This is a genomic window from Pantoea sp. X-Soil-TKNS-1211, assembly GCF_059730495.1.
Genome location: NZ_AP035954.1, coordinates 232,036 through 245,558 on the forward strand (window position 1 = coordinate 232,036; position 13,523 = coordinate 245,558).

General features: G+C 53.4%; 12 protein-coding genes. 11 read left to right on the plus strand and 1 reads right to left on the minus strand.

What is annotated here, in order from left to right; genetic code table 11:
* The first annotated feature begins 1,048 nt into the window (after positions 1-1,048).
* The 10 genes from AC6I8W_RS21530 (at position 1,049) to AC6I8W_RS21575 (ending at position 9,735) form a co-directional block, all read left to right on the plus strand.
* Complete coding sequence (locus AC6I8W_RS21530) at positions 1,049-2,047, plus strand: MsnO8 family LLM class oxidoreductase (protein WP_497838693.1); 999 nt, start codon at positions 1,049-1,051, stop codon at positions 2,045-2,047.
* Positions 2,048-2,069: 22 nt separating this feature from the next.
* Positions 2,070-3,227 (plus strand): amidohydrolase, encoded by a 1,158-nt coding sequence (locus tag AC6I8W_RS21535; protein ID WP_497838694.1) that lies wholly within the window; start codon positions 2,070-2,072, stop codon positions 3,225-3,227.
* An 80-nt stretch (positions 3,228-3,307) separates the two neighbouring features.
* Positions 3,308-4,621, plus strand: a complete 1,314-nt coding sequence (locus AC6I8W_RS21540; RefSeq protein WP_497838695.1) for an LLM class flavin-dependent oxidoreductase — start codon at positions 3,308-3,310, stop codon at positions 4,619-4,621.
* Positions 4,622-4,636: 15 nt separating this feature from the next.
* Positions 4,637-5,572, plus strand: coding sequence for an ABC transporter substrate-binding protein (locus tag AC6I8W_RS21545; protein ID WP_497838696.1), 936 nt, complete (start codon positions 4,637-4,639; stop codon positions 5,570-5,572).
* A gap of 9 nt (positions 5,573-5,581) precedes the next feature.
* On the plus strand, positions 5,582-6,091 hold the full coding sequence (locus AC6I8W_RS21550; RefSeq protein ID WP_480372282.1) for a GNAT family N-acetyltransferase: 510 nt from the start codon (positions 5,582-5,584) through the stop codon (positions 6,089-6,091).
* Positions 6,088-7,002 carry an amino acid ABC transporter permease gene (locus tag AC6I8W_RS21555; RefSeq protein ID WP_497838697.1) on the plus strand — a complete coding sequence of 305 codons (915 nt, stop codon included), beginning with the start codon at positions 6,088-6,090 and terminating at the stop codon, positions 7,000-7,002. Before AC6I8W_RS21550 ends, AC6I8W_RS21555 begins: the two co-directional genes overlap by 4 nt.
* Positions 6,986-7,780, plus strand: a complete 795-nt coding sequence (locus AC6I8W_RS21560) for an amino acid ABC transporter ATP-binding protein (protein ID WP_497838698.1) — start codon at positions 6,986-6,988, stop codon at positions 7,778-7,780. Before AC6I8W_RS21555 ends, AC6I8W_RS21560 begins: the two co-directional genes overlap by 17 nt.
* A gap of 182 nt (positions 7,781-7,962) precedes the next feature.
* Positions 7,963-8,523, plus strand: coding sequence for a non-canonical purine NTP pyrophosphatase (locus tag AC6I8W_RS21565; RefSeq protein ID WP_497838699.1), 561 nt, complete (start codon positions 7,963-7,965; stop codon positions 8,521-8,523).
* The gene (locus tag AC6I8W_RS21570) at positions 8,520-9,314 is read left to right on the plus strand and encodes an SIR2 family protein (RefSeq protein ID WP_497838700.1); all 795 of its coding nucleotides are present in this window, start codon (positions 8,520-8,522) and stop codon (positions 9,312-9,314) included. The genes AC6I8W_RS21565 and AC6I8W_RS21570 overlap by 4 nt, the downstream gene beginning before the upstream one ends.
* Before the next feature lie 73 nt (positions 9,315-9,387).
* A complete protein-coding gene (locus AC6I8W_RS21575) occupies positions 9,388-9,735 on the plus strand; it encodes a YebG family protein (protein WP_497838701.1) in 348 nt (115 codons plus the stop codon).
* Positions 9,736-9,842: 107 nt separating this feature from the next.
* On the opposite strand, the gene AC6I8W_RS21580 is transcribed toward AC6I8W_RS21575, so the two are convergent.
* Positions 9,843-10,955, minus strand: coding sequence for a Fic family protein (locus AC6I8W_RS21580; RefSeq protein WP_497838702.1), 1,113 nt, complete (start codon positions 10,953-10,955; stop codon positions 9,843-9,845).
* A 517-nt stretch (positions 10,956-11,472) separates the two neighbouring features.
* Here AC6I8W_RS21580 and AC6I8W_RS21585 point away from each other — a divergent pair.
* A complete protein-coding gene (locus AC6I8W_RS21585; RefSeq protein ID WP_497838703.1) occupies positions 11,473-13,428 on the plus strand; it encodes an acyltransferase family protein in 1,956 nt (651 codons plus the stop codon).
* Positions 13,429-13,523 lie beyond the last annotated feature (95 nt).

Below are 13,523 nucleotides of genomic sequence, written 5' to 3' on the forward strand. Positions count from 1 at the left end.
CTTACCATAATAACCTGAAGGTTTTGTTAATGCGGCAGAACTGCCCTGTTCAAGAGTTAACACGAAAGAAACTTTATTATATATTCATATGCGATTTCACATAATTGGATTACTCAATGGAGGTAAGGTCATGTCATTTATTAATGGAATTACTACAGGAATCCAGAAGTTTGTTTTTTAGCCAGTAAGGAACTTCATTTCTTCATTAGGAGAAAACATTCTTCACATTAAAAGTTCAAATGTGATATTGAAAAGCAATAATTACAAAGCGGAACCAGAACACACATCAAAACATCTCCTGGCAAAATCACTGACCACACAAGTCGAAATTTTAGAATTGCTAAGTGAATTAAAAAAGAGTTATCTTCACTTAACTCTCAGTACGCATTTCAAGCTTATAAAACAGGAATAATGCCATTGACTAAATCACAAGCTGAATTTCAAATACGTCATGAAGTTGTTATGAGTTCCATAACGCACGTCACTCAGAAAGTGGAAAATCTCAATGCCACTAAGGAAGGGTTCTCTGAAATGCGAAATAATATCAGAGATTTATTCCAGATTATCCGTTCCTCCGACAACAAGAGAAAAAGTAAGAACCAGGAACTGTCTAATAAAATATTAGTCCTCGAAAATGACCTGATAATAAAACCACTTATACCGCATTGTAAATTTTACATTCAAGTCTCTCCTGCTGTTACCTGGGTATCAAAAATTCAATAAAAATATGGCACATTTTAATAGTAAGAAGCCGCCTTCATAGAAGGCGGCTTTGATTACGCCCCAGAGGGTGCTCTAACTTCGGACTCATAAGCTCCTCTCTTCACACTTCATGGCTTTCTTCGCTAATTTTAAACTTATGATTAAGATGAACACATAAATACAAGTGTACATAACTGAGTGTTTAATAAGGATATTTACGCGATTCCACCAGCCTTGCTAACTGATATGCATAAAATAAATATGCATTCAAAAATATCATGTTTTACGAACCTAATGCGCCGTTCCACACTAGCCGCCATATTCATGACGGAAAAGGATAAGGCGTATGTCATACCGACTGAGTTTGCTGGATAAATCGCCGATTGCCGAAGAAGAGAGCGCGACCAACGCGCTGCACCGCACCCTGCATTTGGCGCAGCAGGCGGAAGCCTGGGGCTACCATCGTTTCTGGCTGGCGGAACACCATAATTCCGCCCGCCTGGCCAGCCCGGCTCCTGAATTGCTGATCGCGTGGATTATTGGCCAGACGCGGCATATCCGCGTGGGTTCTGGTGGTGTGATGTTGCAGCATTACAGCCCGTATAAAGTGGCGGAAAACTTCAACCTGCTGGCCTCGCTGGCCCCGGGACGTATCGATCTCGGTGTCGGCAAAGCGCCCGGTGGTTTGCCCCTGTCGACGAGAGCGCTGCAACTCGGCGTCCATGCCGCTGAAAAAGGCAGTTTTGCTGAACAACTGGCGCTACTGGACGGTTGGCTCCAGCCTGGGACGCAACAAAATGATGAAGAATCACTGGTAGCCACGCCGCAACCCAACCGCCCGGCCAATCGCTTCCTGCTGGGGGCCAGTGAAGAGAGTGCCCAACTGGCGGCAGATCTGGGCTGGCAGCTGGTGTTTGCCGCGCATCTGAATGGCGACCGTGCATTGATGGAGCGGGTGCTGACGCGTTACCACCAGCTCAGCAACGGCCAGCGCGCGCTGGTGGCGGTACAGGCGGTGGTGGCAGATTCCCCGGCGGCGGCTGACCTGCTGGTCAGCAACCTGCGTTTCTTCCATGTCAGGGTGAAGGATGGCCAGAGCGTGAATGTCGGCAGTCTGGAGCAGGCGGAACGCTATGTACGGCAGGGCGGTTACAGCGATTACGTGATTGAACCGCGCACTCCGTCGTTACTCAAGGGCACTGCGGCGCAGGTTCATGCGCAGCTTGAGGCGCTGCATCAAAACTTCGGCATTGATGAGTTTGTGATTGATTCGCCGGTAGTGGAAGAAGCGGCGCGTCTGAAATCCCTTGAACTGTTGGCAAGCCATCGTCTGGTCGCCGCCTGAGTGACATTCCCGGAGATATCCCATGACGCAATTTTCGCAACAACAGCTGATTGACTGGCGACGCGAGCTGCATAGCTGGCCGGAACTTTCCAGTCACGAGGTAGAAACCACTGCCCGTCTGCGCGGCTGGCTGCAAGCCGCCGGGATACGCCTGCTGGATTATGCGCTGGAAACCGGCGTGGTGGCGGAAATCGGTCAGGGCGACACGGTGATTGCGTTACGTGCCGATATTGACGCGTTGCCGATTCATGAAGCGACGGGGTTGCCGTATCGCTCGCGGCATACCGGTGTGATGCATGCCTGCGGGCATGATGTACACAGCGCGGTGATGCTGGGGGCGGCGCTGCAACTGCAAGCGCAAGAGGCGCTGTTGCCAGGACGCATTCGTATTTTGTTTCAACCCGGCGAAGAAAACGCGACAGGCGCACGGCAATTCATCAAAGCGGGCGTGTTGCAGGATGTGCAGGCGATTTTCGGTATGCACAACGAACCTGGACTGCCGACCGGCACCTTCGCCACGCGCGGTGGCGCCTTCTATGCCAATGCCGATCGTTTTGTCATTCGTGTCAAAGGTAAAGGGGCGCATGCTGCCCACCCGGAACAGGGGGTGGATAGCATTGTCGTCGCCAGCCAGATTATTCAGGCTCTGCAATCGTTGACCAGTCGCAGCTTCAATACCCTCGATAGCCTGGTGCTAAGCGTTACCCGCATCGACGGCGGCAAAACCTGGAATGTGCTGCCGGGAGAGGTGGATTTCGGTGGCACCGCTCGTACCCACGATCGGTACGTGCGGCAACAACTGGAGCAGCGCGTACGCCGCTTAGTCGAAAACGTGGCGGCCGCTGCTGGCGCACAAGCCAGCCTGAGCTGGCACGCCGGGCCGCCGGTACTGGAGAACGACGCCGATTGGGCCACTTTCGCCAGCAACGTGGCGCAACAAGTGGGTTATCGCGTGCAAACCGCCGACCTGCATCTTGGCGGTGAGGACTTCGCGTTTTATTTGCAACAGATCCCCGGCGCTTTTGTCAGCATCGGCAGTGCCAGCGATTTTGGTCTGCATCATGGCGGTTTCAACCCGGACGAAGCGTTGATCGCGCCTGCCGCCAGTTACTTTTCCCAACTGGCGCAACAGGCGTTGCAGCATCTCAACGCCCGATGTCGTGACGCCATTCTGAATTAACCCTTTCCTCAACGATTTTTACCTGTAACGGCTTCCTGCGTAATGCCGTCAGGCTGCGCTATGGCTAAAGAGAGACGATTATGACTGCAAGACAACTCCGACTGGGCACCATTCTGCATGGGGCATCCGGCAATATGTCCGCCTGGCGTCATCCGGCGGCACTGGCCGATGCCAGCATCAATATTGATTATGCCAAACACATTGCGCGCAAAGCGGAACAGGGCAAACTGGACTTTTTGTTTGTTGCCGACGGTCTGTTTATCAATGACAAGTCGATTCCGCACTTTCTCAACCGCTTTGAACCTCTGACGCTACTGTCGGCGCTGGCAGGTGTGACGCAACACCTTGGACTGGTGGGCACCGTTTCCACCTCCTACAGCGAACCTTTTACCGTGGCACGCCAGTTCGCCAGCCTTGATCATCTGAGTGGTGGCCGTGCGGGTTGGAACGTGGTGACCTCGCCGCTGGAAGGATCGGCGAAAAACTTCTCGCGCCAGCAACACCCGGAGCATGCGCTGCGCTATCGCATCGCTGACGAATATTTGCAGGTGGTGAAAGGGCTGTGGGATTCGTGGGAAAGCGATGCTTTTGTGCGTAATAAGGAAAGCGGGCAGTTCTTCGATGCGACTAAGCTGCACACCCTTAACCATCATGGTGATTTCTTCCAGGTGCAGGGGCCGCTTAATATCGCGCGCACGCCGCAGGGACGTCCCATTATCTTCCAGGCCGGAGCGTCTGAAGACGGCAAAAAGCTGGCGGCGCGTCATGCCGACGCCATTTTCACCCATCAGCCGACGCGTGAAGAGGCGCAGGCGTTCTACCGGGATGTGAAAAAACAACTGGTCGCCAATGGCCGCCAGCCTGAAGATCTGCATATCTTCCAGGGGGTTGGAGTGATTGTTGGCGATGATGCTGAGGATGTGGAGCGTCAATATCAAACCACCGCTGCGCTGGTGTCGATCAAGGATGCGTTGAATTACCTTGGTCGCTTCTTTGACCACCACGACTTCTCGCAATACCCGCTGGATGAACCTTTCCCGGAGATCGGTGATATCGGTCAGAACAGTTTCCGTAGCACCACCGATGAAATAAAGCGCAAAGCGCGCGAACACGGCCACACGCTGCGTCAGGCGGCGTTGGAAGCGGCCACGCCGCGTCCGCTGTTCCACGGCACGCCGGAGCAGGTGGCGGATGGCCTGCAACTGTGGTTCGAAACCGCAGCGACGGACGGCTTCATTATCAATGGGGGTACGCCGGACACCTTCGAACGTTTTGTCGACCGCGTCGTGCCGATTTTGCAGGCGCGCGGTTTGTCACGTCGTGACTACCCTGGGACCACGCTGCGCGCCAGCTTCGGTTTGCACGATCCCGTCAATCAGTTCACACAACAATAAAAGCGAGTTGATGCTATGCAGAAGAAGATCTCCCTCATCGCCCTGTTATTACTGACCAGTAGCGCTGCTGCCCTCGCCGAAGAGGTGGCGTTTAACGGTCAACAGGTCAGCCTTGAAGCCAACAAAACCCCGATCAACACCAGCAAAAACAGTGCAGCCGTGGCACAGATCCCTGCCGGGCACCATTTTGCCGCGCCCGGCACCTTTACCGTGGCGGTAGCGGCACAAAACTCACCGCCGCTGACGGTGTTTAGCGATGACAACAAAACCCTGCTGGGCAGCGAAGTGGATATCGCCCGGCTGGTGGCGGATAGCCTCGGTCTGAAGCTGAAGATCGTGCCAACCTCATGGGAGGACTGGCCGCTCGGCGTGGCTTCCGGTAAATACGATGCCGCCATCAGCAACATCACCGTGACCAAAGAACGTAAAGAACGCTTCGATTTCGCCACTTATCGCAAGGACTCGCTCGGTTTCTATGTCAAAACCAACAGCCCAATCAAATCTCTCACCAAAGCGGAAGATATCGCCGGGCTACGCATCATCGTCGGTTCTGGCACCAATCAGGAAGCGATTTTGCTGGCGTGGGATAAGGCCAATCAGGCTAAAGGACTGAAACCGTTCACGCCGATCTACACCAAAGATGATGCGGCGCAAACCCTTGCGCTGCAATCGGGCCGGGCTGACGCCTATTTTGGCCCCAATGTGATTGGTGCCTGGAAAGCGGCCCTGACCGGGCAGACGCGCCTGGTCGGCAGCGTCGATGGCGGCTGGCCGAAGGCGGCACATATTGCGGTGACGGTGAAAAAGGGCAGCGGCCTGGCGGAACCGATCAGCACAGCCCTGAATGGTGTGATGGAGAACGGCGACTATCTCAAGGTATTAAATCGCTGGGGTGAGGGTGTCGAACATATCGATCGTTCCGAAGTGAATCCAGCCGGTCTGGGCGATTAAGGAGGCGGCATGAGCCAGCAATCTTTCCGTGAAGTGTCGCCTGAAGCGCCGGAATTGCAGCCGATTCTCACCGGGTTGTTCGGTGAATATGAAGCACGCTACGGCGATTTCTTCCGTAACAGCAAAGAAGTGGAGCAGACCGAATGGTATTTAGCGCCGCACGGGTTGTTTATTGTGCTGGAGCGGGAGGGAGAAATCATTGCGATGGGGGCGTATAAACCCTATGACGATCACACTGCGGAACTGAAACGGATCTGGACACGTAGCGATCTGCGTCGTCAGGGGCTGGCGCTGCTGATTTTACAGGAACTGGAACGGCGCGCACTGCGTGCCGGTTATCAGCGTATTTTCCTCACCACCGGCTTCCGTCAGCCGGAAGCGGTGCGTCTCTATATCGGTCATGGGTATCAGCCGCAGTTTGAACTGCGTGATGATATGGAGATCTACGGTCAGCCGCCGCATGACGGGCGCTTGCGTTTCCTGAAAGTGATTGATGTGCACAGCAAGGAGCCTGCATGAAAACCGAACAACCTTTAACCGTGGTGCCTGCGCGTTATCCGGCGCGTACCGTCGGGGCGATTGTCGCGCTGTTTATCCTTGCCGGGGTGATTGAGTCGGTGGCGTTTAATCCACGCTGGGAGTGGGGCGTCTTTGCCCGTTGGTTTTTTGACCCGGTGATCCTGAGCGGGTTGGGGCAAACGCTGTTGCTGACGCTGTTTGGCACGGTATTCAGCCTGATATTCGGTGGTTTGTTAGCGCTGGCGCGGCTGTCATCCTCCTGGCTGTTGAGCTGGCTGGCGTTTGGCTATATCTGGCTGTTCCGCTCGTTGCCGCTGATTGTGGTGCTGATCATTCTGTATAACTTCTCCTATTTATACGACACGCTCTCCTTCGGCATTCCGTTTACCGCACTATCGTGGGGGCATTTCCAGACCATCAATGTGCTGGGGCAGTTCCCGGCGGCAGTGATTGGCCTGACGCTGGTGCAAAGTGCCTACAGCGCCGAGATCATTCGCGGTGGTTTTCTTGGGGTGGATCACGGCCAGTTTGAGGCCGCGTCGGCGCTGGGGTTATCCTCCTCACGCCGTACGTTTCGCATCATTCTGCCGCAGGCATTACGGTCCATCATCCCCACCGCGTTTAATGAAATCATCAGCCTCGCCAAAGGCACCGCGATGGTTTACGTGCTGGCGATGCCTGAGCTGTTTTACACCATTCAAATGATCTACAACCGTACGCAGCAGGTGATCCCGTTGCTGATGGTTGGGGCCGCCTGGTATCTGATTATCACCACCGTGTTGTCGTTGCTTCAGCACAGCGTTGAACGCTGGCTGGCGCGCAGCGTCACGCGTGAACCGCAACCTTCACGCTGGCGTCAATGGCGCAATCGTGCCGCTACCGAGGAACTCTCCCATGTCAGAAGCTATTGATTACCGTCATCAGCATGCTACGGGTGCCATCAGCATCACCCATGTCAGCAAGTTTTTCGGCAAACATCAGGCGTTGGATGATGTGTCGCTGGAACTGGCACCCGGTTCCGTCACTGTGATCCTCGGGCCGTCCGGCTCGGGCAAGTCGACGCTGTTGCGCACCATCAACCATCTGGAGCGGGTGGATGAAGGCTTTATTCAGATCGATGGTGATTACATCGGTTATCAACGCCGGGGCGATAAACTCTATGAATTGAAAGAGAAAGCGATTCTGCGTCAGCGTATCAACGTGGGTTACGTGTTTCAGAACTTCAATCTGTTTCCCCATCTGACGGTACTGGAAAACCTGATCGAAGCGCCGATTGCCCACCGTCAGCTTTCGCGACGGGCGGCGATCGCTCGCGCTGGTGAACTGCTGGATATCGTTGGCCTGCGGCATAAAGCGGATGCCTGGCCGCGCCATCTTTCCGGTGGTCAGCAGCAGCGTATCGCCATCGCTCGTGCGTTGATGCTCAATCCGCGCGTGATGTTGTTTGATGAACCCACTTCAGCGCTCGACCCGGAACTGGTGGGTGAGGTGCTGGATGTGATCAAGAAACTGGCGCGATCCGGCACCACGCTGGTGATCGTCACCCATGAGATCGGTTTCGCCCGTGAAGTGGCAGATAACGTGGTGTTTATGGTGGATGGCCGGATTGTCGAGCAGGGCAGCAGCCAGCAGGTACTGAATCAACCGCGTCATGAACGGACAAAGCGTTTTCTGGCGCGGGTGCTGTAACGACGCGATTTATCGCGCAGCTACTTATCGATCAAACAGTTGCATTCAAAATAAACTGCACTATCCTCTCAAACACGGCGGAACTAAAACCGCCGTCACAAAAAACGGTCATCTAAAGCAGCTATCCTGCGTCATAAAATCATAACTGCTGCTATTCACCCATTTAAAATCAACTGGTTGCAATGAAAATACGCTTCCTGTCTGCAAATGAGCATAAACTGGCTGAAGTGCGTACCATCCTTGAGCCGGTCGGCGTTGAGGTGCTCCCCATCGCCCGACGTATCGAAGAGATCCAGACCGAAAATGAAGTCGAGCTGGTGCGCGATAAACTCACCAAGGCATTTTCGATCATCGGTCGCCCGCTGTTTGTCGAGCATACGGGCTTGTATCTGGATGGGTTAAATGGCTTACCAGCCGGGCTGACCCGCATCTTCTGGAATCGCCTCGAGGCGGAGCGCTTTACCAAGCTGGTACAGGGGCTGGAGAGTCAAAGCGTGACAGCCAAAACCGTATTGGGTTATTGCGATGGCCGCAAAATGTACCTGTTTGAAGGTGAAGTCCGCGGCACCATCGCTGTACAGGCGGCGGGACCGCGCCAGTTTCAGTGGGATTGCGTGTTTATCCCGGAGGGGCATACGCAAACCTTTGCCGAGATGGGCGAGCTGAAAAACGAGATCTCGATGCGACGCCTGGCGCTGGATCGCTTCGCTACATTTTTGAAAACGTCACGGGGATTGGCATGAAACCGGAACTGAAACGTGCCTACGACGCCGGAAAGCTGATTCTGTTCGCCGGGGCGGGGATTTCGCGTAACCTCGGTCTGCCGGAGTGGCATGAGCTGATTGCGCATCTCGCCAATGAACTGGGCTACGATCCGAAAATCTTCAATACCTACGGCACGCATCTGTCATTGGCGGAATATTATAAGCAGCGCAAAGGTTCGCTTGGTCCGTTGCGCAGCTGGATGGATCGCGAATGGCATCGCCAGGATATCGATGTGCGCAGTTCCGAAATCCACACCATGATCACCCAGGGTAATTTCTCACGCATCTACACCACCAACTACGATCGCTGGCTGGAGATGGCGCACGAGGCGCATGGCGTGCCCTACAGTAAGGTCGCCAATGCCGCCGATCTGGTTTCGCTCACCGAAGATAAGCGGCATATCATCAAATTACATGGTGATTTTGACGATGACACCTCGATTGTCCTCGATGAAAGCAGCTATTTTGAACGACTGTACTTCGATTCGCCGTTGGATATTAAGCTGACACACGATGTGATGGGTAACTCGGTGTTGTTTGTGGGCTACAGCATCAGTGATTTCAACATTCGTCTGTTGTTTTATCGTCTGACGAAGATGTGGGGGCGCACCGGGCTGGCATCGGCGCGACCGAAATCTTACCTGTTTACCAACCGCAATAATCCGGTGGCGAAAGAGGTACTGGGGCAGTGGGGGATTGAGATGATCGTCTCTGAAGAGGATGATCCGCGCAAAGCACTCGCGGATTTTTTGCAGGAATTAATCGCCTGACAGGCAAAAAACCATTGCCTGGCAACGATAATTCGGAATACACTGTATATAAATACAGTTAACGAGGTGCATCATGGCAGTCGAAACCAAATATGTTGTAGTCAGAAAGGGTGAAGAGAAAATGACGTTTGCCAATAAAAAAGACGCAGATGCCTGGGACAAAATGCTCGATATGGCAGATGCCTTTACTGACTGGCTGTTGCAAAACAACCCAGAGATGGATGAAGGCCAGGCCGAAACGCTGGGTCTGCAACTGGCGGAGCAGAAAGACGCGGTGCAGCATATTCTGCGTACCAGCAAACTGCCGGAGCCGGTAAATGCGGAAGACGCTGTGGCTGCCGAAACCGCCAAAGCGGATGAGGCCGAAGAGGCACCGGCGGATGCACCCGAAAAGAAACCGCGCGCGGTAAAAGCCGCCTGATTTAATACCACGCCGTCGTAAAGGACGGCGTTGGCCCCCCTGTAGCGGCGCGATTTATCGCGCGTCTTTTAAACACCGCGCGATAAATCGCACCGCTACGTTTGGTATCAATCTGAATATTTGATCTGATAACGGGTGCTACGACCGCCTCCCGGCAACTTTTCCAGATAACCCTTATCTAGTAACTCGGTCAGATGGCGTGTTGCCGTCGCTTTACTGACTTTCGCCACTTTTTGATACTGGCTGGCGCTGATACCTTCGACAAATCCCTGTTCGCCGCCATCCAGCAAACGGTTCAATACTTTCGACTGTTGTGCACTCAACGCGTTGTCACGATGGTGCGACCAAAAACGCGCTTTTTGTTGCGTACGCGTTACCGCCTGCAATGCCTGTTCAAGACTGTCATTCAACACCTCCAGAAACCACACCAGCCAGGCCGTGACGTCCATTCCTCCGCGCTGCGTTTCCTGCAAAATGCGGTAATAGTCGGCACGCCGCGCCAGAATTGATGCTGACATGGCATATAAACGAATACTTTGGCTATCCGCCTGCGCCAACGCCAGATCGGTTAACGCGCGGGTAATGCGCCCGTTCCCATCATCAAAGGGATGTAAGGTGACAAACCACAAATGACATAACCCGGCGCGTAAGAGCGGGTCGAGCAGCACATCTACGTGGCTATCATTAAACCAACTGATAAATTGCTGTAGTTGTGCATCTAAGCCTGCGCGCGGCGGGGCTTCAAAGTGAACCGTGGGGCGATCTATGCGGCCGGAAACGACCTGCATTGGCTCATCACCCCGCAGGCTGCCTGCATTCACCCGCTGTACTGACCATTCATTAACGGGAAACAACCAGCGATGCCAGCCACATAAGCGTTCCAGGGTCAAAGGTTGATCGCGCAGCGTGATGGCATCCATCATCATCGCGGCCAGTCCTTCTGAACGCTCAGATACCGGGTAGGGTTGATCAAGCGACACCCCAAGGCGCTGGGCAAGAGATGATCTTACCGATTGGGCATTCACACGCTCATCCTCAATGGCTGATGAGGAGAGGATGTTGGTCAGCAGGGTATCCAGCGTTTGCTGATCGCTGTTGTCGGCAATGCTGGCTCGTCCTAACAACACACCGCGCTGTTGTTGCAGGTGTCTCAGGCAGGGGAGTAATTGCGCATCCTGCCAGCGAAAGAGTGGCCAGTCAGGCTGTTGCCATATCCACATGTTTTACCTCGGGTTAGCCGGTCAGTGAGCCGAATGTTTTGCTAATCAGCTCGCCAGGTGAGCCGATAGCATCGCTTATTTGGCTCATTATATGAGCCGAATAATAGATCATATTCGGCTCATTAACCAGTCAACTCGACCATAACCCCCGTAGTGGCGTGATAAATCGCGCCGCTACGGCCATTATCGACCTGAGCGAACACTGGAATGTTGCTGAGGGCTATAACTGGCTTAGGAAGGGCAGTAAGATTTTCTGGGCGTGATGAATAGCATTGCGGCTTGTTTTTATCTCTGCAAATTATCTGATTATGAGATCCCGACTCATTACTGTTAAAATGTAACCGCAATCCATTACCTTCAATACTCATCACCTCAGTGGATACGATCTTAAGAAGAATTTCATTGAATTAGATCCGGCCACAATAAAATAACAGATACAAAATGAAATAACTTTTCTTGCTTCGTCTCAGCAGCAAATTTACGATTTAAAAATCCCAAATTGTATGGACAAATCCGTATGAATTTCCGCGCTGATATTAATGGGCTGCGTGCTTACGCCGTGATTCTGGTGCTGCTGTACCACGTGGGTGTTAGCGCGATCAGCGGTGGTTTTCTTGGCGTGGATATCTTCTTTGTTATTTCTGGTTATTTAATGACGGGAATCATCCTTTCACGTCTGCAACAGCGAAATTTTTCGCTATCAGGCTTTTATGCTTCCCGTTGTCGTCGCATTATTCCTCCGTTGATGCTGATGTGCGCTATCCTGGTGGTGTCAGGATATTTTCTGATTCCACCCGATGAATATAAAACCCTTTCCTGGCATATTGCCGCCAGCCTGAGTTTTATTTCTAACCTCGTTTATTTCAAAGAGGCCGGATATTTTGATGCCGGTGCGGTCTATAAATGGCTGCTGCATACCTGGTCACTAAGCGTGGAGTGGCAATTTTATCTACTGCTGCCGCTGGCGTTGATGTTTACCGCCCGTTATCTACGGCGTCAGTTTGCTTGGGTGATGGCTATCGGTGCGCTGCTTTCCTTCGTGTTGGCGTTGGTGGTGACGCATCTACATGACACTATGGCGTACTTTATGTTGCCCACCCGGGCGTGGGAAATGCTGGCAGGTGGCCTTGTTTACCTGGCACCCAAAAGCCGACTGACGGGGCAGCAGTGGGTGGCGCTCCCTGCGGTGTTGGGGCTGATCGCCAGTGCGATGTGGATTGATGCGGGAACCACCTGGCCCGGTGTGATGACGTTAATCCCGGTACTGCTGACCGCATTGATTATTCACGCCACGGCGAACGATAGTCCGCTACTCAATAACCGCGTGGTGCAGCCAATCGGCAAAGCGTCCTATTCCATCTATCTGTGGCATTGGCCGTTGTGGGTGTTCTGGCATCTGGCGGATTTGCCGGTGACACCCATCAGCCAGGCGCTGTTGATCGCTTTGTCGCTGCTGGCGGGCGGGTTATCCTGGGCGTTGGTTGAGAACCAGGCTGGCTGGCTGAGCACCCGAACACCTGCCACATTAAGTAATGCGGCCCTGGTGTTGCTGGCCGTCCTGTTGATCGTTGCGCTACAGGGCTTCCCTGCCCGTGCACCGCAGAGTGTGACCCAGATCAGTCAGTACGCCAAACAACGCTTTACCGAAGCCCGAGGCTGTCTGGTGGTGAACAGCAAGCAGTCACCGGAGTGCTCTTTCGGCAAGGGCAGTGAGGTCAATCTGGTGGTGTTGGGCGACAGCCATGCCAATGCGCTGTTATCTTCCGTGGTTGCCAGCGGCGATGCAGCCTCTGACTCGGTGGTATTTATCGCGCAGTCGGGTTGCCCGACTGTGCCGGAAATTACCCGACCAGGGCGACCCGATTGCGGTGACTTTGTTAAAAATGCCATCACCACGATTGAAGAGAAATATCCCAAGGCCGCAGTGCTGATCATTAACCGTTTCTCGTTATATTTACATGGCGAAAATGGTAGCAGCGACGATACCCCACAATATACTTTCGCCAATGAAGACAGTTCACTGGTCAGTTTTCAGCAACATTTTACCCGAGCGGTAAAGAAACTCGCCAGGCAGCGCAAAGTCTTTATTATGACGCCGGTGCCGGAGTTTGATTACGACGTGATTTATCGTATGACGCGGGATGCGATGCGCGGTAAACCCTTCTCCATACAGTTTCCGCGTGCTGAATATCTGGCGCGTAATCAGGACGCATTGAATATGCTGAATCAAGTGGTGGCGGAGATACCCAATGTCACACTACTTGATAGCGCGCAGGCGCTGTGTGATCGCCATTTCTGCTATGGCGCGCGTGGCGGGGTGCCGCTGTACCGCGATAGCAATCATCTGTCGGAGTTTGGTAATAAAATGCTGGGTGAGATTTTTGCCGGGATGTGGCGGAGTATTAACGATGTATCTGGGGTGATTATTTCACCGCCGCAGTATGCGGCGGCGGGGATTAGCAGGACATTTTAACAATACGTGATGCGGATTTGATTTTAGCTACACCCCATTTTACCCATTGCGATAGCAGAAATGTAGCGGCGCAATTTATCGCCCGATTTTAATCA

Excerpts from the sequence above, each read along its gene's own strand:
- AC6I8W_RS21550 (WP_480372282.1), top strand. The coding sequence starts at position 5,582 with ATGAGCCAGCAATCTTTCCGTGAAGTGTCGCCTGAAGCGCCGGAATTG.
- AC6I8W_RS21580 (WP_497838702.1), bottom strand. The coding sequence starts at position 10,955 with ATGTGGATATGGCAACAGCCTGACTGGCCACTCTTTCGCTGGCAGGAT.
- AC6I8W_RS21585 (WP_497838703.1), top strand. The coding sequence starts at position 11,473 with ATGAATTTCCGCGCTGATATTAATGGGCTGCGTGCTTACGCCGTGATT.
- AC6I8W_RS21575 (WP_497838701.1), top strand. The coding sequence starts at position 9,388 with ATGGCAGTCGAAACCAAATATGTTGTAGTCAGAAAGGGTGAAGAGAAA.
- AC6I8W_RS21560 (WP_497838698.1), top strand. The coding sequence starts at position 6,986 with ATGTCAGAAGCTATTGATTACCGTCATCAGCATGCTACGGGTGCCATC.
- AC6I8W_RS21555 (WP_497838697.1), top strand. The coding sequence starts at position 6,088 with ATGAAAACCGAACAACCTTTAACCGTGGTGCCTGCGCGTTATCCGGCG.
- AC6I8W_RS21565 (WP_497838699.1), top strand. The coding sequence starts at position 7,963 with ATGAAAATACGCTTCCTGTCTGCAAATGAGCATAAACTGGCTGAAGTG.
- AC6I8W_RS21540 (WP_497838695.1), top strand. The coding sequence starts at position 3,308 with ATGACTGCAAGACAACTCCGACTGGGCACCATTCTGCATGGGGCATCC.
- AC6I8W_RS21570 (WP_497838700.1), top strand. The coding sequence starts at position 8,520 with ATGAAACCGGAACTGAAACGTGCCTACGACGCCGGAAAGCTGATTCTG.
- AC6I8W_RS21535 (WP_497838694.1), top strand. The coding sequence starts at position 2,070 with ATGACGCAATTTTCGCAACAACAGCTGATTGACTGGCGACGCGAGCTG.
- AC6I8W_RS21545 (WP_497838696.1), top strand. The coding sequence starts at position 4,637 with ATGCAGAAGAAGATCTCCCTCATCGCCCTGTTATTACTGACCAGTAGC.
- AC6I8W_RS21530 (WP_497838693.1), top strand. The coding sequence starts at position 1,049 with ATGTCATACCGACTGAGTTTGCTGGATAAATCGCCGATTGCCGAAGAA.